General features: G+C 72.1%; 16 protein-coding genes and 1 pseudogene. 9 read left to right on the top strand and 8 right to left on the bottom strand.

Going from position 1 to position 21,323, the window contains the following annotated elements; genetic code table 11:
- Positions 1-10: 10 nt before the first annotated feature.
- Positions 11-1,057 carry an ABC transporter permease gene (locus tag NFU81_RS17305; protein WP_251490704.1) on the bottom strand — a complete coding sequence of 349 codons (1,047 nt, stop codon included), beginning with the start codon at positions 1,055-1,057 and terminating at the stop codon, positions 11-13.
- On the bottom strand, positions 1,054-1,902 hold the full coding sequence (locus NFU81_RS17300) for an ATP-binding cassette domain-containing protein (RefSeq protein WP_251490701.1): 849 nt from the start codon (positions 1,900-1,902) through the stop codon (positions 1,054-1,056). The genes NFU81_RS17305 and NFU81_RS17300 overlap by 4 nt, the downstream gene beginning before the upstream one ends.
- A gap of 329 nt (positions 1,903-2,231) precedes the next feature.
- On the opposite strand from NFU81_RS17300, the gene NFU81_RS17295 reads away from it, so the two are divergent.
- Positions 2,232-5,318 (top strand): GH92 family glycosyl hydrolase, encoded by a 3,087-nt coding sequence (locus NFU81_RS17295; protein ID WP_251490698.1) that lies wholly within the window; start codon positions 2,232-2,234, stop codon positions 5,316-5,318.
- Between the two features lie 24 nt (positions 5,319-5,342).
- On the opposite strand, the gene glgC is transcribed toward NFU81_RS17295, so the two are convergent.
- From glgC to NFU81_RS17280, 3 genes are all read right to left on the bottom strand, one after another.
- Complete coding sequence (gene glgC / locus NFU81_RS17290) at positions 5,343-6,560, bottom strand: glucose-1-phosphate adenylyltransferase (protein WP_251490696.1); 1,218 nt, start codon at positions 6,558-6,560, stop codon at positions 5,343-5,345.
- A 97-nt stretch (positions 6,561-6,657) separates the two neighbouring features.
- Positions 6,658-7,824, bottom strand: a complete 1,167-nt coding sequence (gene glgA, locus NFU81_RS17285) for a glycogen synthase (RefSeq protein ID WP_251490693.1) — start codon at positions 7,822-7,824, stop codon at positions 6,658-6,660.
- Between the two features lie 59 nt (positions 7,825-7,883).
- Positions 7,884-8,309 (bottom strand): nitroreductase family deazaflavin-dependent oxidoreductase, encoded by a 426-nt coding sequence (locus NFU81_RS17280; protein ID WP_251490690.1) that lies wholly within the window; start codon positions 8,307-8,309, stop codon positions 7,884-7,886.
- Positions 8,310-8,562: 253 nt separating this feature from the next.
- Here NFU81_RS17280 and NFU81_RS17275 point away from each other — a divergent pair, with 253 nt between their 5' ends.
- The 3 genes from NFU81_RS17275 to NFU81_RS17265 all read left to right on the top strand — a co-directional run bounded on the left by NFU81_RS17275 (position 8,563) and on the right by NFU81_RS17265 (position 11,413).
- Positions 8,563-9,114 carry a GNAT family N-acetyltransferase gene (locus NFU81_RS17275; RefSeq protein ID WP_251490687.1) on the top strand — a complete coding sequence of 184 codons (552 nt, stop codon included), beginning with the start codon at positions 8,563-8,565 and terminating at the stop codon, positions 9,112-9,114.
- A 334-nt stretch (positions 9,115-9,448) separates the two neighbouring features.
- Positions 9,449-10,432, top strand: coding sequence for an acetylxylan esterase (locus NFU81_RS17270; RefSeq protein WP_251490684.1), 984 nt, complete (start codon positions 9,449-9,451; stop codon positions 10,430-10,432).
- A gap of 57 nt (positions 10,433-10,489) precedes the next feature.
- On the top strand, positions 10,490-11,413 hold the full coding sequence (locus NFU81_RS17265) for a SigB/SigF/SigG family RNA polymerase sigma factor (RefSeq protein ID WP_422665220.1): 924 nt from the start codon (positions 10,490-10,492) through the stop codon (positions 11,411-11,413).
- Positions 11,414-11,684: 271 nt separating this feature from the next.
- Here the strand turns inward: NFU81_RS17265 and NFU81_RS17260 are convergent.
- A pseudogene (locus NFU81_RS17260) lies at positions 11,685-11,849 on the bottom strand (MFS transporter); the annotation flags it as partial.
- A gap of 181 nt (positions 11,850-12,030) precedes the next feature.
- Here NFU81_RS17260 and NFU81_RS17255 point away from each other — a divergent pair.
- From NFU81_RS17255 to NFU81_RS17245, 3 genes are all read left to right on the top strand, one after another.
- On the top strand, positions 12,031-12,759 hold the full coding sequence (locus NFU81_RS17255; protein ID WP_251490681.1) for a YoaK family protein: 729 nt from the start codon (positions 12,031-12,033) through the stop codon (positions 12,757-12,759).
- Positions 12,760-12,882: 123 nt separating this feature from the next.
- The gene (locus tag NFU81_RS17250; RefSeq protein ID WP_251490678.1) at positions 12,883-13,218 is read left to right on the top strand and encodes a YciI family protein; all 336 of its coding nucleotides are present in this window, start codon (positions 12,883-12,885) and stop codon (positions 13,216-13,218) included.
- A gap of 7 nt (positions 13,219-13,225) precedes the next feature.
- Positions 13,226-14,473, top strand: a complete 1,248-nt coding sequence (locus NFU81_RS17245; RefSeq protein ID WP_251490675.1) for an RNA polymerase sigma factor — start codon at positions 13,226-13,228, stop codon at positions 14,471-14,473.
- Between the two features lie 489 nt (positions 14,474-14,962).
- Here NFU81_RS17245 and NFU81_RS17240 read toward each other — a convergent pair whose 3' ends face one another.
- Positions 14,963-17,626 carry a glycoside hydrolase family 9 protein gene (locus tag NFU81_RS17240; protein WP_251490672.1) on the bottom strand — a complete coding sequence of 888 codons (2,664 nt, stop codon included), beginning with the start codon at positions 17,624-17,626 and terminating at the stop codon, positions 14,963-14,965.
- Between the two features lie 320 nt (positions 17,627-17,946).
- On the opposite strand from NFU81_RS17240, the gene NFU81_RS17235 reads away from it, so the two are divergent.
- Positions 17,947-19,317: a glycoside hydrolase family 3 N-terminal domain-containing protein gene (locus NFU81_RS17235; protein ID WP_251490669.1), complete on the top strand. Its 1,371-nt coding sequence runs from the start codon at positions 17,947-17,949 to the stop codon at positions 19,315-19,317.
- Positions 19,318-19,320: 3 nt separating this feature from the next.
- On the opposite strand, the gene NFU81_RS17230 is transcribed toward NFU81_RS17235, so the two are convergent.
- Entirely contained in the window at positions 19,321-20,169 is an 849-nt protein-coding gene (locus tag NFU81_RS17230) for a LysR family transcriptional regulator (protein WP_251490667.1), read from the bottom strand.
- 156 nt (positions 20,170-20,325) lie between these two features.
- Between NFU81_RS17230 and NFU81_RS17225 the strand changes: the two genes are divergently transcribed.
- Positions 20,326-21,084, top strand: a complete 759-nt coding sequence (locus tag NFU81_RS17225) for a dienelactone hydrolase family protein (protein ID WP_251490664.1) — start codon at positions 20,326-20,328, stop codon at positions 21,082-21,084.
- The last annotated feature ends 239 nt before the right edge of the window (positions 21,085-21,323 follow it).

Here is a 21,323-nt window from a genome sequence, read left to right as displayed (position 1 = left end):
GCGGTGAGGGTCAGCCGTGGTCCCTGCCGCGTCGGCGGAACTGGTCGAGGTAGACAGCGGCGACCAGGACGACGCCGATGGCGACGTCCTGCCAGTACTGCTGGACGCCCATGATGATCAGGCCGGTGCTGAGCACCGCGGGGATGAAGACGCCGATGACCGTGCCGAGTACGGATCCGCGCCCGCCGAAGAGGCTGGCGCCGCCGAGCACGACGGCGGTGATGACCTTGAGGTTGTCGGTGGAGTGGCCGGCGATGGAGGTGGTGCCGAAGTAGGCCAGCCACATCACGCTGCCGAGCCCCGACAGCAGGCCGACCAGCGCGTAGACCTTGACCAGGTGGGCGTCGACGTTGATGCCGACGCGGCGGGCGGCCTCCGGGTTGGAGCCGATGGCGTAGGTGTAGCGGCCGAACCGGGTGAAGGCGAGGACCAGGCCGAAGACCAGGGTGGCGCCGAAGGCGATGACGACCAGCCAGGGGATCTGGCCGAAGAGCTTGCCGAAGCCGATGCTGCGCTGGAGCTTGCCGGACACCGCGCCCGCGGGGTCCTGGCCGCCGGTGATGATCTGGGCGGCGCCGAGTGCGGCGCCGAAGCCGCCGAGGGTGACGATCAGCGGGGGGACCCTGGCCTTGGCGACGAGCCACCCCTGGAGCGCACCCCACAGCAGGCCGGTGGCCAGGGCGATGAGGGTGCTGACCGCGATGGTGCCCCAGCCGGACTTCGCTCCGCCGTGGTGGATGGTGTACTCGGCGGAAAGGACGGCGGACAGCACCAGCACGGAGCCGACTGACAGGTCGATGCCCGCGACGATGATCACGTAGGTCATGCCGACGCCGAGCACCAGGTAGATGGCCGCGTTGGTGGCGATCTGGGTGATGTCGTAGCGGGTCAGGAAGGTGCTGGGGCGGGCGGCGGTGAAGAAGGCGACGAGCAGCGCGAGCACGCCGAAGGTCCAGGCCTCGTTGGCGGCGGCCAGCCGCCGCAGCCAGGAGGGTACGGGGGGCCTGCGGGTGGTCTCCTGCCGGTCCTTGACGGGGGCGGGGGCCTGGGCGGTCATTGCGCGCCGTCCTTTCGTGGGGCGTCGGCGCCCGGTCCTGGGCCGGCCGGTGCGCTCCGGGCGGCCTCTGCTCGGGCCTCGGCTTCGGCGGCTTCTGCGTCCAGGGCGCCGGTCATCGCGCCGACCAGTTCCTCGACGGTGGTGTCGGCGGCGGTGAAGCGGGCGACCCTGCGGCCGAGCCGCAGGACTTCGACCCGGTCGGCGACGGACAGCACTTCGGGCATGTTGTGGCTGATCAGGACGACGCAGATGCCGCGGTCGCGGACCCGCCTGACGGTGTCGAGCACCCGGCCGCGCTGGACCACGCCGAGGGCCGCGGTGGGCTCGTCCATGAAGATGATGCGGTTGGCGAAGGCCACCGCCCGGGCGACGGCGACGGACTGGCGCTGGCCGCCGGACAGGGTGGCGACCGGGGCGCCGACGTCCTGCAGGTCGACGCCCAGTTCGGCGAAGGCGGTGACGGCCGAGCGGCGCATGGCGGCGTGGTCGAGGACCCCCAGCCGGCCGAGCAGTCCGCCGCGGTACAGCTCCCGGCCCAGATGCAGGTTGGCGGCGGCGTCGAGGTCGGGGGCGAGGGCGAGGTCCTGGTAGACGGTCTCGATGCCGTACCGCCTGGCGTCGAGCGGGCTCGACAGGTCGACGGGGCTGCCGTCGACGAGGATCTGGCCGCCGTCGGGTCGGATGGTGCCTGACAGGGTCTTGACGAGGCTGCTCTTGCCGGCGCCGTTGTCGCCGATCAGGGCGACGACCTCGCCCGGGTAGGCGGTGAAGTCGGCGTCCTGGAGCGCCCTGACGTGACCGAACCGCTTGGTCAGGCCTCGGGCTTCCAGGAGTGGTTGTGCCATCGGCTGTCTCCCAGCGTCGTGGTAACGCGGTGCCTTGGTAACGTTCGCAAGCGTTCCGGGATTGTGCTGGCGTCCTGACGGCGTGTCAATACGTCGCGCATCGCCAGCCAGGCATCGCCCGGGGAGCGGGAATCAAGCGGAATTCAGCGGGTCGCGCGCACCCTTGACATCACCTCAGGTACACATCAAGATGCTGATTCGCTTGGTAACGTTCACATGCGCTGTTCGCATTCAGTTCGAGCATCCCCCCCGTGCCCCGAGGCCGCTCGCCGTGCGTCATCTCATGGCCTGCCGCCTCCGCGAGAAGGTGGTCATCCGTGCTCCCTCCCGTGCTCCGCAGCAGAACCGCGGGCGCTGTCAGCGCCCTGTTACTGGCCGCCCTCGGCGTCGGCGGCCTCACCTCGGCCCCCGCGCACGCCGCCACGGCCAACCTCACGCAGTACGTCGACACCTTCGTCGGCTCCGACGACAGCAACGCCCCCAACCCGGTGGGCGGCGGCGCCGGCGGCAGCACCTACCCGGGGGCCGTGGCGCCCTTCGGCGGGGTGCAGTTCAGCCCTGACACGCCGACCGCCTCGCCGTCCGGCTACCGCTACTCCGACGGCTCGATCGAGGACTTCAGCCTCACCCACTTCGACGGTGCGGGCTGTCCGAACAACGAGGACCTGCCGCTGATGCCGATCACCGGCGCGGTCGGCACCTCCCCCGGCAGCAACTGGACGAGCTACGCTTCGGCGTACACCAAGTCCAACGAGTCGGCCGCACCCGGCTACTACAAGAACCGGCTGGACAAGTACGGCACCGGCGTCGAGCTGACCGCCACCACCCGCACCGGCATGGCCCGGCTGACCTACCCCTCGACCACCAGCGCGGGCCTGCTGATCAACACCGGGCGCAGCGCGACCGGCAACCGCAGCGGGAACGTCAAGATCAGCGGGTCCGAGGTGACCGGCAGCGTCACAGCCGGCGGCTTCTGCGGCTCCTCGAAGACGTACCAGATCTACTTCGACATCCGCTTCGACCGCGCCCCCTCCGGTTTCGGCACCTGGAGCGGCGGTACGGTCTCCTCGGGTTCGACGAGCACCTCGGGCACCAACACCGGGGCCTACGTCACCTTCGACACCACGGGCAACCAGACGGTGCAGACCAAGATCGGTCTGAGCTACGTCAGCATCGCGGGCGCGCAGGCCAACCTGACCTCGGAGAACAACGGCTGGGACTTCAACGCCACCCGCACCGCGGCCGACACGTCCTGGAACTCGATCCTCAACCGCGCGCAGGTCACCGGCGGCGCGACCGCGGACCTGAAGAAGTTCTACACGGCGCTCTACCACGTCTTCCAGAGCCCGAACATCTCCAGCGACGCCAACGGTGACTACCGCGGCTTCGACGGCGCGGTGCACAACTCGACCCGGCCGGTCTACCAGAACTACTCCGGCTGGGACATCTACCGCTCGTGGGCGGCGCTGGTCGCGCTGATCGCACCGACCGAGGCGGCCGACATCGCCAAGTCCATGGTGCTGGACGGCCAGCAGGGCGGCCTGCTGCCCAAGTGGTCGCAGCAGACCAACGAGGACTTCGTGATGACCGGCGACCCCGGGCCGATCATCGTCAGCAGCATGTACGCCTTCGGCGTGCGGGACTTCGACACCGCCGCCGCGCTGTCGCTGATGGAGAAGGCCTCCAACGGCGGTACCGCGCAGGGCTCGCCGATCCGCGGCAACCAGGGGCCGTACACCAGCCAGCACTTCCTGAGCGAGCCGTCCGACTCGCTGGAGTACAGCGCGTCCGACTTCGCCGTCGCGCAGTTCGCCAAGGCGCTGGGCAACACCACCAGCTACGACACGCACATGACCCGCGCCCAGTGGTGGCGCAACACCTACAGCACCGAGTCGGGCTACGTGCAGCCGCGCAACTCCGACGGCAGCTGGTCGTGGCCGCTGGACCCGGCGAGCCAGAGCAACTTCACCGAGGGCAACGCGGCGCAGTACACCTGGATGGTGCCGTACGACTTCGCCGACCTGATCAACTACATGGGCGGCCCGGCCACCGCGCAGCAGCGCCTGGACCACCACTTCACGCAGGTCAACGCGGGCCAGAGCCTGCCGTACTACTACATCGGCAACGAGCCGGAGCACGGTGTGCCGTGGGCGTACAACTTCGCCCGCGACCCCGCGGGCACCGCTGACGCGGTGCGCAAGGTGATGACCGAGTCGTTCACCACCGGAGCCGGCGGCCTGCCGGGCAACGACGACCTCGGCGCGACCTCGGCGTGGTACGTGTGGGCGGCGCTGGGGATGTACCCGGCGACGCCGGGCGCCGACACGCTCGCCGTCAACGGCCCGCAGTTCCCCTCGGTGCTGCTGCAGCGCCCGGGCGGCAACATCACCATCAACTCCGCGGGCAGCGGCGGCTACGTGCAGGGCCTGAAGGTCAACGGCACCGCCACCAGCCACAACTTCCTGCGCTACCCGGACATCGCCGGCGGCGGCACCCTGGACTACACCATGGGCGGCTCCCCGAGCACCAGCTGGGGCACCGGCGCCGGCGACGTACCGCCGTCCTTCCAGGACGGTGCCACCCCGGTGCCGACCGCGCCGAGCCTGGGCACCAACCTGGCGAAGGGCAAGGCGACCACCACCTCGGCGGCGTGCGCGACCGCGGAGTCCGGTGACAAGGCGGTCGACGGCTCGCTGAAGAACAACAGCAAGTGGTGCTCGAACGCGACGAACCCGACCCTGACCGTCGACCTCGGCTCGGCGCAGACCGTGGGGTCCTTCGTGGTCAAGCACGCGGGCCTGGGCGGCGAGAACACCAGCTGGAACACCGGTGCCTTCCAGATCCAGACCAGCACCGACAACAGCACCTGGTCCTCGGCGGTGTCCGTCAGCGGCAGCCGCTCCAGCCGCACCTACCACACCATCACCCCGCGGCAGGCCCGCTACGTCCGGCTGGCCATCTCCGCACCCACCAACACCGGCGGCGACACCGCCGCCCGGATCTACGAACTGGAGGTCTACGGCCAGTCCAGCGGCGCCGGTGCGCACGCCATCACCGGCCTGGCCGGCAAGTGCGTGGACATCGCCAACTCCGGCACCGCCAACGGCACCCACGTGCAGCTCTACGACTGCAACGGCAGCGGCGCCCAGCAGTGGACGGTCGGCACCGACGGCACCGTCACCGCCCTCGGCAAGTGCCTGGACGACGCCAACAGCGGCACCGCGGACGGCTCCCTGGTGCAGCTGTGGGACTGCAACGGCACCAACGCCCAGAAGTGGACGGTGAGCGGCCAGACGCTGGTCAACGCCGCGGCGAACAAGTGCCTCGACGTGCCCGGCTCGAACACCGCCAACGGCACCCAGCTGGACGTCTGGACCTGCAACGGCGGCGCCAACCAGAACTGGTCGGTGAGCTGACGCCGCCCCCTGCCACCGGGTAGGTCAGCCGACCACCTGGGCCTTGCCCAGGGCGATGACCCCGGCCGCGGACACCGTGTACAGCTCGCGGTCGCGGTCGGGGTTCACGCCGATGGTGGCACCGGGCGGCACGTCGACGTTCTTGTCGAGCACCGCGCCGCGGACGATCGCGCCGCGCCCGACCCGTACGCCGTCGTGCAGCACCGAGCCCTGGACGACCGCGCCGGCGTCGACGACCACCCCGGGCGACAGGACCGAGCGGGTGACCTGGCCGCGGATCACGCAGCCGGGGCTGACCACCGACTCCCCCACGATGCCGCCCGCAGCGATCTTGGCGGGCGGCAGCTGGCCGGAGTGGGTGTAGATCGGCCAGCTCCTGTTGTGCAGGCTGAACGCGGGCTGGTCGGAGATCAGGTCCATGTGCGCGTCGTAGTAGGTGTCCAGGGTGCCGACGTCGCGCCAGTAGCCGTGGTCGCGGGCGGTCTCGCCGGGCACGTGGTTGGTGTCGAAGTCGTAGACCTGGGCGACCCCGGCGGAGGTGAGCCGGGGCAGGATGCTGCCGCCCATGTCGTGGACGGACTGCGGGTCCTCGGCGTCCTCCTGGAGGGCGTCGATCAGGGTCTTGGTGGTGAACAGGTAGTTGCCCATCGAGGCGAAGACGTGCCCGGGGTCGCCGGGAAGTCCCGGCGGGTCCGCGGGCTTCTCCAGGAAGCGCTCCACCGCGACGCCGTCGGCGGCCGGCGAGATCACCCCGAAGCCCGCGGCGTCGGCCCGCGGCACCTTGATTCCCGCGACGGTCACTCCCGCTCCGTTCTCGACGTGCTGGGCGAGCATCTGCCGCGGATCCATCCGGTAGACGTGGTCGGCGCCGAACACCGCGATGTAGTCCGGCTGTTCGTCGTACACCAGGTTGAGCGACTGCAGGATGGCGTCGGCGCTGCCCAGATACCAGCGCGGGCCGAGCCGCTGCTGCGCCGGCACCGGTGTGACGTAGTTGCCCAGCAGGCTGGACATCCGCCAGGTGGTGGTCACATGGCGGTCCAGCGAGTGCGACTTGTACTGCGTCAGCACGCAGATCCGCATCATCCCGCCGTTGACCATGTTGGACAGGACGAAGTCCACCAGGCGGTAGGTACCGCCGAAGGTCACCGCCGGTTTCGCCCGGTCGGCTGTCAGCGGCATCAGCCGTTTGCCCGCGCCCCCTGCCAGCACTATGCCCAGCACCGATGGTCCACCGCGCATCGACGTCCCCCTTGGGTCGTGGTCCCGCCCTGCCGCCTACCGCCCTGCCCTGTCGTACGTACCGCCCGTGCCGTCTGCCCCGTTCCTACCCTGCTCACTACCCGGCGGCGAGCACCTTCTCGTAAAGCTCGACGGTACGGCGGGCGACGGTGTCCCAACCGAACTCCCGCACCGCGCGCTCGCGGCCCGCAGCGCCGAAGGCGGCGGCCTGGGCGGGGTCGCGGATCAGCCGGTTGAGGGCGGCGGCCAGGCCTGCCTCGAACTCCGCGGGCCGCTCCTCGTCGTAGGGCACCAGGAGTCCGGTGCCGCCGTCCACGACGACCTCGGGGATACCGCCGACCGCCGAGGCGACCACGGCGGTGCCGCAGGCCATCGCCTCCAGGTTGACGATGCCCAGCGGCTCGTAGACCGACGGACAGGCGAACGCCGCGGCGTGGGTGAGCAGTTGGACGACGGCCGGCCGCGGCAGCATCGCCGGGATCCAGTGCACCCCGTCGCGCACCGCGCTCAGCTCGTCGAACAGCGCCCTGAACTCCCGGTCGAGGGCGGGGGTGTCGGGAGCGCCCGCGCACAGCACCAGCTGCGCCGCGGGGTCGAGCTCCCTGGCCGCCCGCAGCAGGTGCGGTACGCCCTTCTGCCGGGTGATGCGGCCGACGAAGACCACGTAGGGGCGGTCGGGGTCGACGCCGATCCTGCGCAGGACGTCGGTGCGCTCGTCCGGGCGGTAGGCGGCGGTGTCGATGCCGTTGCGGATGACGTGGACGTCCGCCGGGTCGAGCGCCGGGTAGCAGGACAGGATGTCGCGGCGCATGCCGTCGGACACCGCGACCACCGCGTCGGCCGACTCCATCGCGGTGCGCTCGGCCCAGCTGGACAGGGCGTAGCCGCCGCCCAGTTGCTCCGCCTTCCAGGGCCGCAGCGGCTCCAGGGAGTGGGCGGTGAGGATGTGCGGGACGCCGTGCAGCAGCTTGCCGACGTGGCCGGCCAGGTTGGCGTACCAGGTGTGGGAGTGCACCAGGTCGCAGCCCTGGAGCGCGGCGGCCATCTCCAGGTCGACGGAGAAGGTGCGCAGGGCGTCGTTCGCGCCGTCCAGCGACGCAGGCGCCCGGTGCCTGAACACGCCTCCCTCGGGCGGCGCGTCACCCCAGCAGTGCACGTCCACATCGATCAGTTCGCGCAACTCGCGTGCCAGGAACTCGACATGGACCCCGGCTCCGCCGTAGACGTCCGGCGGATACTCCCGGGTCAGCAGCCCGACCTTCATCGGTACACTCCCGCCCTCGACAATCGCGTGCCTGTTCCCTTCCCCGATCGGCGGCCGGCTTACCGCACAGGGCCGACAGGGGTCAGTACTACGACAGGAATGGTCCGCTCGGTCTTCTGCTGGTAGGCGGCGAAACCGGGCCAGGCGGCGGCCTGCTCCGCGTACTTGCGGTCCCGCTCGGCGCCGGTCACCTCCTCGGCCCTGACCGTGAACGTGTCGTCGCCGACCTCGATCTCCGCCTCGGGGTTCGCGAGCAGGTTGTGGTACCAGGCGGGGTTCTCCGGAGCGCCGCCCTTGGAGGCGAAGACCACGTAGCGGTCGCCGTCGGGCAGGTACATCAGCGGCTTGACGTAGCGGCGCCCGCTGCGGGCTCCGGTGTTGTGCAGCAGCAGCAGCGGGGCGCCCTCGAAAGCGCCGCCGACCTTCCCGTGGTTGGCACGGAATTCGGCCACAATCACCGCGTTGTAGTCCGTCTCCCCGCTCATTCGGCTCTCCTTTTATGTCAACCCCGACTGATGAGGTGTCAGCCTATCGAAGCGACTGCTGGGACCCGCGGCGTGCACCGGCGGCGAACCGCCGGTCGCACACCGCGACCGCGCGGTCGCGGGCGCCCAAGCACATGACGGCCCGGACGGCGGCAATACCGCGGATCTGCCCCGGTCGGTCCGGCGGCGGATTGACGCTTTATGGACGGCTGCGAGGGCCGGAACCGGGCACACGTAGGAGAGACAGCACGTGATGACCAACATCCCACTGACCGCACCCGTACCACTGCGCGCCGGGACACGGTTGGCGTTGGCACTGGCGAGAGAAGAAATGATGCAGGAGTACCACCGGTGGGAGACCGACCCGGCGACCGTCGTCGGTTTCGGTGCCCGCTGGCCGGTGTCCTGGGAGGTCTTCCGAGCTCGTTTCCGCACCAGCCACACGTCGGCTCACTACCAGCTCTTCGAAGTGATCACCGCACCGGGCGGCACCCCGGTGGGCACCACCGCCCTCAGTGTCGACCAGTCCGTCAACAGCGCCGAGTTCACCCTGGTGATCGCCCCGGAGCAGCGCGGCCGGGGCTACGCGGCGGAGGCCACCGCGCTGACCCTCGAATGGGCGTTCACGATCGCCTCGCTCGACTCGGTGTGGCTAGAGGTGCCCGCACCCCACACCACCGCGGTCCACGCCTACCTCAAAGCCGGTTTCCGGACCGCAGGGCGGCTGCGCAGTGCCGCCCTGTGGCACGGCACGCGGGTCGACAAGCTCCTGTTCGACTGCGTGCCCGACGACCTCGCAGAGTAGAGACGACCTCGCAAGGAAGAGGTGAGCACCATGTCCTGCCCCGACGTGAACTGCCGCAAGGGCGGCTGCACGACCGACCCGGACCGTGGCCGGCCCGCCGGCGAAGGCTCCACCAAGCGCTGACGGCCGATCTGTCCCCCGTTCTTCGCGATTCCGTACGACCCGGACGCCCGGGCCGCCCCCGCAGCGCTTCGCGCGGGAGCCGCCCGGGCGGCCTTTGCGGCGACCCTTGCGGCAACCCGCCCCTCAACCGGTTAAGTGGGGGCTTTCTGTGCAGGCCCGGCAGGACGTACGGTGTCACTGATCGTCCGCCACCAGCCGCGAAGGACTCCGCATGGCCCTCTTCGACCTGCCGCTCGACCAGCTGCGCGACCGTCGCAGCAGTTCGGTGGAGCCGGCGGACTTCGATCAGTTCTGGACCGACACCCTCGGCCAGGCACGGCAGTACGACCTCGCCGCCCGCTTCGAGCGGACGGCGACGGGGCTGACGACCCTGGACACCTACGACGTGACCTTCGCCGGCTTCGGCGGGCACCCGGTCAGGGGCTGGTTCACGGTGCCCGCGGGCAGCACGGAACCGCTGCCCGTGGTGGTGGAGTTCGTCGGCTACGGCGGCGGCCGGGGCCTGGCGCACAGCCATCTGCTGTGGGCGTCGGCCGGCTACGCGCACTTCGTGATGGACACCCGCGGCCAGGGCAGCGGCTGGTCGGTCGGCGACACCGAGGACCCGGTCGGCAGCACCCCGGCGGTGCCCGGCTTCCTGACCCGCGGCATCGAGGACCCGTACGACTTCTACTACCGCCGGGTCTTCACCGACGCGGTGCGCGCGGTGGAGGCGGCCCGCTCGCACCCGCTGGTCGACGCCTCGCGCACGGTGGCGGCGGGGATCAGCCAGGGCGGCGGCATCACGGTGGCGGTCGGCGGCCTGGTTCCCGACCTCGCGGCGATCGCGCCCGACGTGCCGTTCCTGTGCGACTTCCCGCGGGCCGTCACCATCACCGACACGCTCCCCTACCGCGAGGTGGGCAGGTACCTGTCGGTCCACCGCGACCGCAAGGCGCGGGTGCTGGACACCCTGGCGTACTTCGACGGAGTGCACTTCGCCGCCCGCGGCCGGGCGCCCGCCCTGTTCTCCACCGCCCTGGAGGACGAGACCTGCCCGCCGTCCACCGTGTTCGCGGCCTTCAACGCCTATGCGGGGCAGGACAAGCAGATAGAGGTCTACGACTTCAACGGCCACGAGGGCGGCGGCCCCCACCAGCAGTCGGCCCAGCTGCGGTGGCTGCCCGGCAAGTTGGCGGGTAACGAAAAGGCATAGGCCCGGCGCGACTGGGAAGGCCATACGTCACCAGTCGTACGAGTGCGAGGCGATGACGTGACCGCAAAGGTTGAGCAGACGGAAGGCACGGGCAGGTCGGCTACGGCGGCGCTCACCGCGCCGCAGTCCGCACGGTGGCCGAGCGGACCGGAATCGGCCACCGGCGGACTGCCGTTGATCGACGACGCGACAGCCGTGGCGCCGCAGGACGCACGCATGCTGTCGAAGCTGTTCTTCGACCGCCTGCAGGAGTTCGAAGAGGGCACCGCGCCCTACAGCTACGCACGCAACACCCTCATCGAGATGAACCTCTCGCTGGTGCATTTCGCGGCCGGGCGGTACCGCAACCGCCCCGCCACCGACCACGAGGAGATCGTGCAGGTCGGCACCATCGGCCTGATCAAGGCGATCGACCGCTTCGACCTGTCCCGCGAGACGGAGTTCACCACCTTCGCGGTGCCGTACATCGTCGGGGAGATGAAGCGCTTCTTCCGCGACACCACCTGGGCGGTGCACGTGCCGCGCCGGCTGCAGGAGCTGCGGGTGGAGCTGAGCAAAGCCAAGGAGACGCTGTCGCTGAGGCTGGACCGCGACCCGACGGTGGCGGAGCTGGCCGAGCATCTGGACCTGGCGCAGGAGGAGGTCATCGAGGGGCTGGTGGCCGCCAACGGCTACACCGCCGGGTCCATCGACACCCCGTACAGCGACTCCGACAGCGCCACCGACGGCGAGGGCCGCACGCTGGGCGAGACGTTCGGCGAGTGCGACCCGGCCCTCGACCTCTTCGAGGACTTCCACACTCTGGCGCCGCTGATCGACAAGCTCCCGGAGCGCGACCGGCTGCTGCTGCGGCTGCGGTTCGGCGAGGAGCTGACGCAGGCGCAGATCGGCGAGGAGCTGGGCTGCTCGCAGATGCACGTGTCCCGCCTGCTGAGCCGGGTCGTCGCCCGGCTCCGCTCGGGACTGCTGGTCCAGGACTGACCGCCGTACCCGACCCCCCGGCCCGCACGGGCCGGGGGGTCGGGTACGTGCGCGGTCAGGACGGGGTGACGTCCGCCCGGTCCAGCGCGATGCCGGTGCCGCCGCTCGCGCGGTTGCGCTGACCGGTGTTGGCGATGGTGATGGTGAGGGTGTGCCGCCCCGCGCCCGGCTGCGGGCTGGCCCACACCACGCCCGACGCGTTGCGGCTCGGCGCGTGGTTGTCGACGGTGACCGGCGAACCGCCGCCCAGGGACGGCGACATGACGCCCTGGCCGACGGTCGTCGCTTCGAGGCCGTCGAGGATCCACACCGTGCCGAGCCCGATGGCGATCATCCAGTGCCACCGCGACCGCGGCAGCCGGTCGAGCCGTGCGTGCACGTCCGTGGTGAGGGTGTCGCCCGAGTCCTCGGCGGGTCCGGTCACCGCTGCGGCCATCGAGATCATCTCCGCCTCGAAGTCCCACACGGCCCGCGGCCCGCGCGCGGCTGCCACGCCCGTCGCCCCTGACCGGGCACGATGGTGCGTCAGGTTCTCCGCCCCGGGGGCCGCAGGCCCGGCCTCCGGTGTGTACGTGTTGCCCGTACGCCCGTGAGTACGCCCCCGGAGGTCGTCTGCCGTGCACCCCACGCTCCGCGAAGCCCGCGGCACCCTCGTCCCCGACCTGGCGGGTCCGCACGGCCCGCTGCCCCCGCTGCTGCTGGCGCTGACGCTGGTCACCGGCCTGGTAGACGCCTTCAGTTACCTGGTGCTCGGCCGGGTCTTCGTGGCGAACATGACCGGGAACGTGGTCTTCATGGGCTTCTCGCTGGCCGGGGCGAGCGGCTTCTCGGTGACGGCGTCCGTGCTGTCGCTGGCCGCCTTCGCCGTCGGCGCGCTGCTCGGCGGGCGGCTCGCCCACGCCGTGCCCGGGCACCGCGGGCGGCTGCTGCTGGCGGTCACCGCCGCGCAGACCGCGCTGGTGGCCGCGGCCTGGGTGCTGGCCGCACTGGCCGAGCTGCCCGCGCGGGGCGGCGCGCGGGCGGCGCTGATCGTGCTGCTCGCCCTCGCCATGGGCGGGCAGAACGCGGTGGTACGGCGGCTGGCGGTGCCCGACCTGACCACCACCGTGCTGACCATGACCATCACCGGAATGGCGTCGGACGGGCGCCTCGCGGGCGGCTCGGACGCCAAGGTGGGCAGCAGGCTGCTGTCGGCGGCCGCGATGTTCCTCGGCGCGCTGGCCGGGGCGGCGCTGATCGGCCACGCGGGCCGCGAGCTGCCGCTGCCCGCGGCCGCGGCGGTGCTGGCCGCCGTGGCGGCCGCGCTGTTCACGCAGCGGCGTTCGACCCGCAGGTGGGCGGGGTAGCGGGGCCTCCGCGAAAAAACCTCCGGCGGATCTTCCGCGGGGTGTACATCCGGGCGGTTCCCGATCGTCGTAGGGATGAGACCGGGAATCCTCCCGGCAACGGAACACACGAGGAGATGTGCCATGAAGTACCTGCTGCTGATCTGCAGTGAGACCGCCGACGGCTTCCCCGGCGCCACGCCCGAGGAGCTGGACGCCGAGCCGTGGGTCGAGGAGATGACCCGCAGGCGCGTCCGCCTCGACGGCAACAGGACGCGCCCCGCGGAGGACGCCACGACCGTACGGGTCAGGAACGGCGCCCAGCTGCTCACCGACGGGCCGTACGCGGAGACCAAGGAGCAGATGGCCGGCTTCGACATCATCGACTGCGCCGACCTGGACGAGGCCATCGAGATCGCCGCGAAGCACCCGGTGGCGAAGTTCGGCATGGTCGAGGTCCGGCCGTTCTGGACGGACTGAGGCCGGCGTGCGCGACGCGGTGAAGGAGGCCGTCGCCACGGCCTGGTCCCAGGAGTGGGGCCGGGTCGTGGCGGCGGTGATCCGGCAGACCGGGGAATGGGACCTGGCGGAGGAGTGCGCGCAGGACGCGTTCGAGCGGGCGCTCGAACGCTGGCCGCGCGACGGGGTGCCCAACCGCCCGGGCGCGTGGCTGACCACCACGGCGCGCAACCGGGCGCTGGACCGGCTGCGCAGGGCGGCCAACGAGAGCGTCAAGCTGCGCGAGGCGGCCCGGCTCACCCCGGACGCGCCGCACCCGGCGCCGCCGGACGAGCTGCGGGACGGCGATCCGCTGCCCGACGACCGGCTGCGGCTGATCTTCACCTGCTGCCACCCGGCGCTCCCGCTGCCCGCGCAGGTCGCACTCACGCTGCGCACCCTGACCGGGCTCGGCACCGCGGAGATCGCCCGCGCCTTCCTGGTGCCCGAGGGCACGATGGCGCAGCGGCTCACCCGGGCGAAGAACAAGATCAGGAACGCCGGCATCCCCTTCCGGGTGCCGCCGCCCGAGCTGCTGCCCGAACGGACCGCGGCGGTGCTCGCCGTGCTCTACCTGCTCTTCAACGCCGGTTACGCGCCGGGGGCCGCAGGCCTCGACCAGCGGCGGGTCACCGCGGAGGCGATCCGGCTCGCCCGGCTGCTCACGGCACTGCTGCCCGACGAGCCGGAGGCGGCCGGGCTGCTGGCACTGATGCTCCTGCACGACGCGCGGCACGCGGCCAGGACCGACACGGCCGGCGAGCTGGTGCCGCTGGACGCGCAGGACCGCTCCCGCTGGGACCGGGAACGCATCAGGGAAGGCACCGCCGTGCTGGAGGCCGCGCTCGCCGCCAGGCGGCCCGGCCCCTACCAGGTGCAGGCCGCGATCGCGGCGTGCCATGCGGAGGCGGCGGACGCGGCGGCCACGGACTGGCCGCAGATCGCGCTGCTGTACGGGGAGCTGGCCCGCATGGCGCCCGGCCCCGTGGTCGAGCTGAACCGGGCGGTGGCCGTCGCGATGTCCGAAGGCCCGGAGGCGGGCCTGGCCCTGGTCGACGCGATCGCGGCGTCGGGTGCGCTTGCCGGCTACCACCTGCTCCCCGCGACCCGGGCGGACCTGCTGCGGCGGCTGGACCGCCCGCGGGAGGCCGCGTCCGCCTACCGCGAGGCCCTCGCCCTGGCCCCGACCGAGGCGGAACGCCACTACCTGGCGTCCCGCCTGGCCGCACTTCCGTAAGGGGGTTCCCCTTACGCTGCGTCGCCCGTCTGCCGCGCCATCGTGCCTGGTCGCGCAGTTCCCCGCGCCCCTGGGTAGCTGCCCCTTGGGGTGCGTCCCTCGCATGCGGCCGCGTCGTGGTCGCGCGCGCCGTTCCCCGCGCCCCTGGGTAAGTGCCCCTTGCGGTGCGCTCGCACTGTCCGGTGCAGCGCTCGCCGCAGATCAGATGCAGCCCCGCGCCCCTGGTGGCTTGCCCTCTGCACAGAGGGTGAGCGTTTTCAGGCGGCGCTGGGGTACCCCCAGGCGAAGCTCTGGGGGCGGAGCTGCGCGACAAGCCACGATGCAGCCGTCGCGTGGAAACGGCAGCCACCACCCCGGGGGCTCGGGGAACTGCGAGCCACGCCCCCGCCGGGGGAAAGGCGACCGGTCGCCGCAAGGGGCAGGACGACCGGCCGCCCGGAGGGAGAGGCAGGGGGTGCACGCGGATCCCCGGCTACCGCCCCGGAGGGGCTATGTGCAGGCGACCCCGTTCACCGCGAAGCCGGTCGGCGCCGCGTTGCCGGCGGAGTACGTCGCCGTGAAGCCCGGATCGACGGTGCCGCCCGCCGGGAGGGTGGGCGCGTAGGAGGGGTTGGTCACCGTGACCTTCTGCCCGGTCTGGGCGAACGTCCCGTTCCACCCGCTGCCGACCTTCTGATCGCCGCCGAAGGTGAAGCTCAGCGTCCACCCGCTCAGCGCAGCCGCACCCGTGTTGGTGACCAGGATGTCCGCCTGGAAGCCGCCGGACCACGCGTTGGTCACCCTGTAGACGGCCGTGCACGCCGCACCGCCCGGCGGCGGCGTCGTCGAGCCGGTGGTGGTCGTCGCGGTGACCGCGGGGGACGCCGCGGACAGGTTCCCCGCCGTGTCGACCGCCTTCACGGTGAAGGCGTACGCCGTCCCCGCAGTCAGCCCGCTGACGACCAGGCTCGTACCGGTCGTGGTCCCGGCCAGGGACGGCCCGGTGCCGTGGTCCGCGTAGACCTGGTAGCGGGCCAGCGGCAGGCTGCCGGGGGTGGCGGCCGGCCACGTCAGGGTCACCGAGGTGCCGGTGACGGCCGACGCGGTGGGGGTGCCCGGCGCACCCGGCGGGGTCGCCGGCGGGTCGGTGGTGCCCGAACCGCTGGGCGCGGTGCCCCACACCGCGGTGGAACCGTCGTAGAGCACCATGTCGTTGACGGTGACCGGGGTGGAGCCCGGCACCGTGGACACCCCCTGGTAGGACCAGTCGCCGGCCGGGTTGTGCGGCCCGGGGAAGGTCAGCCGGAACTGCACCTCGCGGTGGAAGGCGGACTGCCCCGCGGGGGCGATGTCCTGGCCCTCGCAACTGACCGTGACGTAGTAGACGTTCCCGGAGAACTGCGTGGGACCGCTCGGCGCCAGGCACTGGTTGTACGCCGAGGTCACGGTGACCTGCGACGGGCTGGTGCCGGAGTCGAGGGTGAAGTAGTAGCGGAAGCTGCCGTGGGTGAGGTGGCGGGCCGGCCAGCCGGACTTGTTGACCACCTGCGCCTTGATCTCGTAGAAGTTCGTGCCCGCCGCGTTGACCGCGGCCTGCAGGAACTCCTCAGGCCCGTCGGGGGTCTCCTTCGGCGGGAAGTTCGCCAGCGGGGTGCCGCCGAACTCGTCGGTCAGCGCGGCGAGTGCTGAGGAGAAGCCGGCGTTGTAGTCCAACGCCCCTTCGGTCTCCCCGTAGTTGGACCGCTCGTCGGAGAAGCCGTCGTCCGCGGAGCCGGGTCCGCCGACCAGCAGGCCGTAGTCGACGTGCCGGGTCGCGGCGGGTTCGGTCATCGACTGCGACCAGGACCCGTGCGCGGCCCTGCTGTGCGGGTTCTGCGGCCACTTGGTGTTCTTGCCCGAGTTGGTGAAGCCGATCTCGTAGCTCTCCTTGGCCGGGTTGTCGCCGAGGGCGTAGTCGATCTGCCGCACGCCGAAGTCGTGGTAGGTCTGCGACTTGGCCGCGTCCTTGCCCTGCGCGTTCAGCCAGTCGGAGAACTGCAGTGCCGCGTATGCGGTGTTGGCGGAGTAGCGCAGCGAGCCCCAGGTGTCGAGGAAGGCCTCGCCGCCGGGCGAGGAGGTCACCTTCTGGCCGTTCACCCCGGTGGTCCACCAGTCGAGCCAGCGCTCGGCGTCGTCGATGTACACCTGCTTGCCGGTGAGTTCCGCGAGCAGCACGTAGTCGCCGTAGGACTTGTCGTCCCAGGCCAGCGTCCAGTTGTACTCGGGCGTGGTGGTCTGGTTCATCTTGGGCAGCTGGGCGTAGTACGTCTCCGCCTTCGCCAGGTACGTGCTGTCGCCGGTGGCGCGGTAGAGCCACAGCGCGCCCCACACCAGCTCGTCCCAGTAGCCGCTCCACGAGTTGTAGTAGCCCTGGGCGGCGGTGATGCACTTGTCGTAGGTGCCGCGGTAGGTGTCGGCGAAGGTGTAGAGCTGCTTGGCGTTGGTCAGCAGGGTGGCGGCGTAGGCGGGGTCGCCGGCCTTGAACACCATGGAGGAGGAGGCGAGCGCTGCGGCGGACTCGCCCGCGAGGTCGGACCCCGGGCAGGAGGCGTCGATCTTGAAGGAGGGCCGCGGCGAGGGGTTCACCTCGGGCGGGCCCCAGAAGGAGTGGTCGCTGCCGCCGTCGCCCACCTGGCCGTAGAGCACGTTGGCCGACGGGTGCGCCTTGAGCAGCCAGTCGTCGCCCCAGCGCAGGTTGCGCAGCAGATAGGTGTTCTGCCCGCTCTTGGTGTAGCCGGACGCCTCGTCGATGCCGCCCCAGCCGAGCATGGTCATCGAGAAGGCCATCGGGAAGCCGAACTTCACCTCGTCGCCGGCGTCGTGGTAGCCGCCGGTCAGGTCGATGCCGGCGTCGGCGCCGTCGGTGAGGTCGGAGTCGCCGCGCCAGGTGACCCGGTTGTCGGCGGGCAGTCTGCCGGAGCGCTGGGACTCGTAGAAGAGCATCGAGTCCTGCAGTGCCTCGGCGTAGTTGTAGCCGCCGGCGGCGGCGGGGGCGGCGGCCGGGGTGGCGGCGCGAGCCGCGGGGGCGCCCGCGGTCGCCGCCATCGCCAGCGGCAGCAGGGCGGCGACGGCGGTCACGGCAGCGGCCCGGACGCGGCCGACGGCGCGCACGGGCGGTTTTCCTGATATGGGCACGCGTCCTCCTGGGAGGGCGATGGTTGTGGTGGGGGGAGCGCGCCCGCGGGCGGGCGGTCGGCCAACCGGGAGTCGCTGTCCGCCCGTCCGCCTATGGGAGCGCTCCCACATGCTCGCCCCGGGCGTTGCGCACCGTCAAGCACCCTGCATACGGCAGCTCAGGAGATGCGCGACAGGGCCATCAGGGGGCATGCTGATCCACTCACGAGGGTTTCTTTTCTTCACATGAGATGACTGGTGTCTCGGGTGGCAGGAAGAAGGGGAGACGCGACCGCCGTCTCCGGCCCTCCCGAACGACTGATGAGGTGTGAGGTCCCACCGTGCGCCAGCCGACACGTTCCCCCGACGCTCCGCGATCCCGCCGCGCGCCGATCCGTACCGGATCGCGCGGCGGCCTCCTGTCCGGCGGCGTCCGCAGGGCGGGACTCGTCCTCGGCCTGCTCGCCACCGCGACCGCGGGCCTGACCGCGTGCGGCGACGGCGGCTCGAACTCCTCGGGCAGCACCACGTCGGCGTCGGCCCCCGGCTCCTCCCCCGCGACCACCACCGCCACGCCCAGCGCGACCACCACGTCGGCCTCGCCGTCCGCCTCGCACACCACGGCGGTGCCGCCGCCGCCCCACACCACCACCGCCAAGCCGGCCGGCTGCGTGAGCCGGGCAGTCTCCGGCATGAGCCAGTCGCAGCAGGTCGGCCAGCTGTTCATGAGCGCGGTGAGCAGCTCGGGCATGACCGGTGCGCAGTCCGCCGCGATCACCGGCGGCCGGGTCGGCTCGGTCTTCCTGATGGGCCACACGACCGCGGGCACCGCGGCGGTCAAGCGGGTCACCGACCAGGTCAGGAAGCTGGCGCCGTCGGTGAAGGGCGCCACCGTCAGCATGCTGGTCTCCACCGACCAGGAGGGCGGCAAGGTCCAGGTACTCAGCGGCCCGGGCTTCAGCGCCATCCCGACGGCCCTGCAGCAGGGCAAGCTGTCCACGAGCACCCTGCAGAAGGACGCCAAGACCTGGGGCCGGCAGCTGCGGGCGGCCGGGGTCACGATGAATCTGGCACCGGTCGCCGACACCGTGCCGCCGAACCTGGTCGACATCAACGCGCCGATCGGCAAGCTGCAGCGCGAGTACGGCACCAACCCCACCACGGTGGCCACCCACAGCACCGCCTTCGTACGCGGCATGCTCCAGGCCGGCGTCATCACCAGCGCCAAGCACTTCCCCGGCCTCGGCCGGGTGACCGGCAACACCGACTTCAGCTCCGGCGTCACCGACTCCACGACCACCCGCACCGACCCGTTCCTGGAGCCGTTCCGCAGCGCGATCCAGGCGGGCACGCCGTTCGTGATGGTGTCGTCGGCGATCTACTCCAAGATCGACCCGCACACCCAGGCCGCCTTCTCCTCCGCGGTGATGCGCGACCTGCTGCGCGGCTCGCTCGGCTTCAAGGGCGCGATCATCTCCGACGACCTCGGCGCGGCCGTCGCGGTCAGCGACCACACCCCCGCCCAGCGGGCGGTGGACTTCCTCAAGGCCGGCGGCAACCTGCTGCTCACCGTCAAGCCGAGCGACATCGTGCCGATGACCGCCGCGGTGCTCAGCCGGATGCCGCAGGACGCCGCGCTGCGCAGCGCGGTCTTCGACAGCGTGACCCGCGTCCTGACGGCCAAGCAGAACGCCGGCCTGCTGACCTGCTGACGCTCAGCCCGCGGCGGGCGGCGCGGTGCGCCGCGCCGCCGCGGTGAAGGCGTCGGCCAGCGCCGAGCGCCGCCCCGCGGGGCGGGCCAGCGCGACCTGGTCGGGCGGCAGGTCGGCCACCGGCCGGTAGACGACGTCCGGGCGCCGGTGCAGCAGCGCGGCCGAGCGCGGCAGGCAGGTCACCCCGCGGCCGGCCGCCACGTACTCCAGCTTCTCCTCGACCGTGCGGACGGCGGAGACCTGCCCGGGGCCGGCGGCCTCGGTGTTGCCGCACAGGTGCAGGATCTCGGTCTGCGCGCCGAACTCGGCCGCGGTCAGCTGCTCGCGGGCGGCCAGCGGGTGCCCGGCGGGCAGCGCGGCCATCCGCGGCTCGCCGTAGAGCGGGGTCAGCCGGAGCCCGGGCTCCAGCACCGGCAGCCGTACGTACGCCAGGTCGACACGGCCGTCGAGTACGGCCTCGGCCTGGTCGTCCCACTCCACCCGGCGCACCTCGACCGTCACCGCCGGGTGGTCGGCGCCGAACGCTCGGACCGCGTCGGTCACCCGGATGCCGGTACGGAAGCCGACCACCAGCCGGCCGGCCCCCTCGGCCACCCGCGCGACCCGGCGGCGGGCGGCATCGGCCGAGGCCAGCAGCGGCCGGGCGTCGTCCAGCAGTTGGCGTCCCGCGGGGGTCAGCGCCACGCGGCGGCTGTCCCGGACGAACAGCTCGGTCCCCAACTCCTTCTCCAGGGCGCGGATCTGCCGGCTCAACGCCGGCTGTGCGATGAGCAGGTCCTCCGCGGCGCGGCTGAAGTGCAGGCGCTCCGCCACCGCGACGAAGTAGCGCAGCTTGCGCAGGTCGAGATCCACTGCCGCCCCCGTTTCCCGCCGCGGCGCCGCCTGGTGTGCGGTGCCACGGCCATGCGCCGAGGGTATCGCCGCGGCCGGAACGGGTCTTGGACGCGGCTGCCTGCGCGATCGCAGACTCGGTCGCATCATCCGATCCGTACGAGGAGTGGCATCGTCATGCAAGCGACATCCCGTCCCGCCGCCGGCGGCACGGTCGGCATCCCGGTGGCCGGCTCGGCCGAACCGATGGCCGCGTACGTCAGCCGGCCGGCGGGCGACGGGCCGTGGCCGTCGGTGATCGTGGGCTTCGAGATGTTCGGCCTGACGCCGTACATCCGCAGGACCGCGGACCGGCTGGCCGGGCTCGGCCTGCTCGCGGTCGTACCGGACTTCTACCACCGGACCGAGCCGGGCTTCTCCGGCACCGCTGACGAGCCGGGGCGCGCCCGGGCGTTCGCGCTGCTCGACCGGCTCACCCGGCAGGAGGTCACGGCGGACCTGCTGGCCACGCTCACCCATCTGGAGCAGCGCGAGGACACCGCGGGGCGGCCGGGGATGGTCGGCTTCAGCCTCGGCGGCCACATCGCCTTCTACGCCGCGAGCCAGCTGCCGCTGTCCGCGGTCGCGACGGTCTACCCGGGCTGGCTGGACGTCGCCGGCACCGCGCTCAGCCGGCCCGGGCCGCTGGTCGATCTCGCGCCGCGGATCGCCGAGCAGGGCTGCCGCCTGCTGTACGTGGTCGGCGCGGACGACCACGTGATCACGCCGGACCAGACCCGCCTCGTCGGGCAGCGGCTCGCCGCCGCGGGGGTCCCGCACGAGATCGTGGTGTACCCCGACACCCCCCACGGCTTCCTCGCCGACGACCGCCCCACTTTCCGCCCCACCCCCGCCACCACCACCTGGCACCACCTGTCCGCCACCCTCCTCCGCTGACCCCTCCCCGCGCCCCTGAAAAACGCCCGCCCTCCGCGCAGAGGCCAAGCCCCAAAGGGGCGCGGGGAACTGCGCGCCCAGCCACAACGCACGGAAAGGCACGCACCCCCGCAAGGGGCCATCACCCGGGGGCGCGGGGAACTGCGCGCCCAACCCCCACCGGGCGAAAAGCGGCGCCCACCGCAAGGGGCACCCACCTGCGGACGGCGAGCCCGACCACGACGCACCCGGAGACCGCG

Source organism: Actinacidiphila cocklensis (assembly GCF_907177275.1).
Classification (GTDB): domain Bacteria; phylum Actinomycetota; class Actinomycetes; order Streptomycetales; family Streptomycetaceae; genus Actinacidiphila; species Actinacidiphila cocklensis.
The sequence above is the reverse complement of the archived record's forward strand: the minus strand, read 5'-3'. Positions and strand labels throughout refer to the sequence as shown.

Bases quoted from the DNA above. Each gene is read 5' to 3' on its own strand.
- NFU81_RS17305 (WP_251490704.1), bottom strand. From the start codon at position 1,057: ATGACCGCCCAGGCCCCCGCCCCCGTCAAGGACCGGCAGGAGACCACC.
- NFU81_RS17300 (WP_251490701.1), bottom strand. From the start codon at position 1,902: ATGGCACAACCACTCCTGGAAGCCCGAGGCCTGACCAAGCGGTTCGGT.
- glgC (WP_251490696.1), bottom strand. From the start codon at position 6,560: ATGCGCGGTGGACCATCGGTGCTGGGCATAGTGCTGGCAGGGGGCGCG.
- glgA (WP_251490693.1), bottom strand. From the start codon at position 7,824: ATGAAGGTCGGGCTGCTGACCCGGGAGTATCCGCCGGACGTCTACGGC.
- NFU81_RS17280 (WP_251490690.1), bottom strand. From the start codon at position 8,309: ATGAGCGGGGAGACGGACTACAACGCGGTGATTGTGGCCGAATTCCGT.
- NFU81_RS17275 (WP_251490687.1), top strand. From the start codon at position 8,563: ATGACCAACATCCCACTGACCGCACCCGTACCACTGCGCGCCGGGACA.
- NFU81_RS17270 (WP_251490684.1), top strand. From the start codon at position 9,449: ATGGCCCTCTTCGACCTGCCGCTCGACCAGCTGCGCGACCGTCGCAGC.
- NFU81_RS17250 (WP_251490678.1), top strand. From the start codon at position 12,883: ATGAAGTACCTGCTGCTGATCTGCAGTGAGACCGCCGACGGCTTCCCC.
- NFU81_RS17225 (WP_251490664.1), top strand. From the start codon at position 20,326: ATGCAAGCGACATCCCGTCCCGCCGCCGGCGGCACGGTCGGCATCCCG.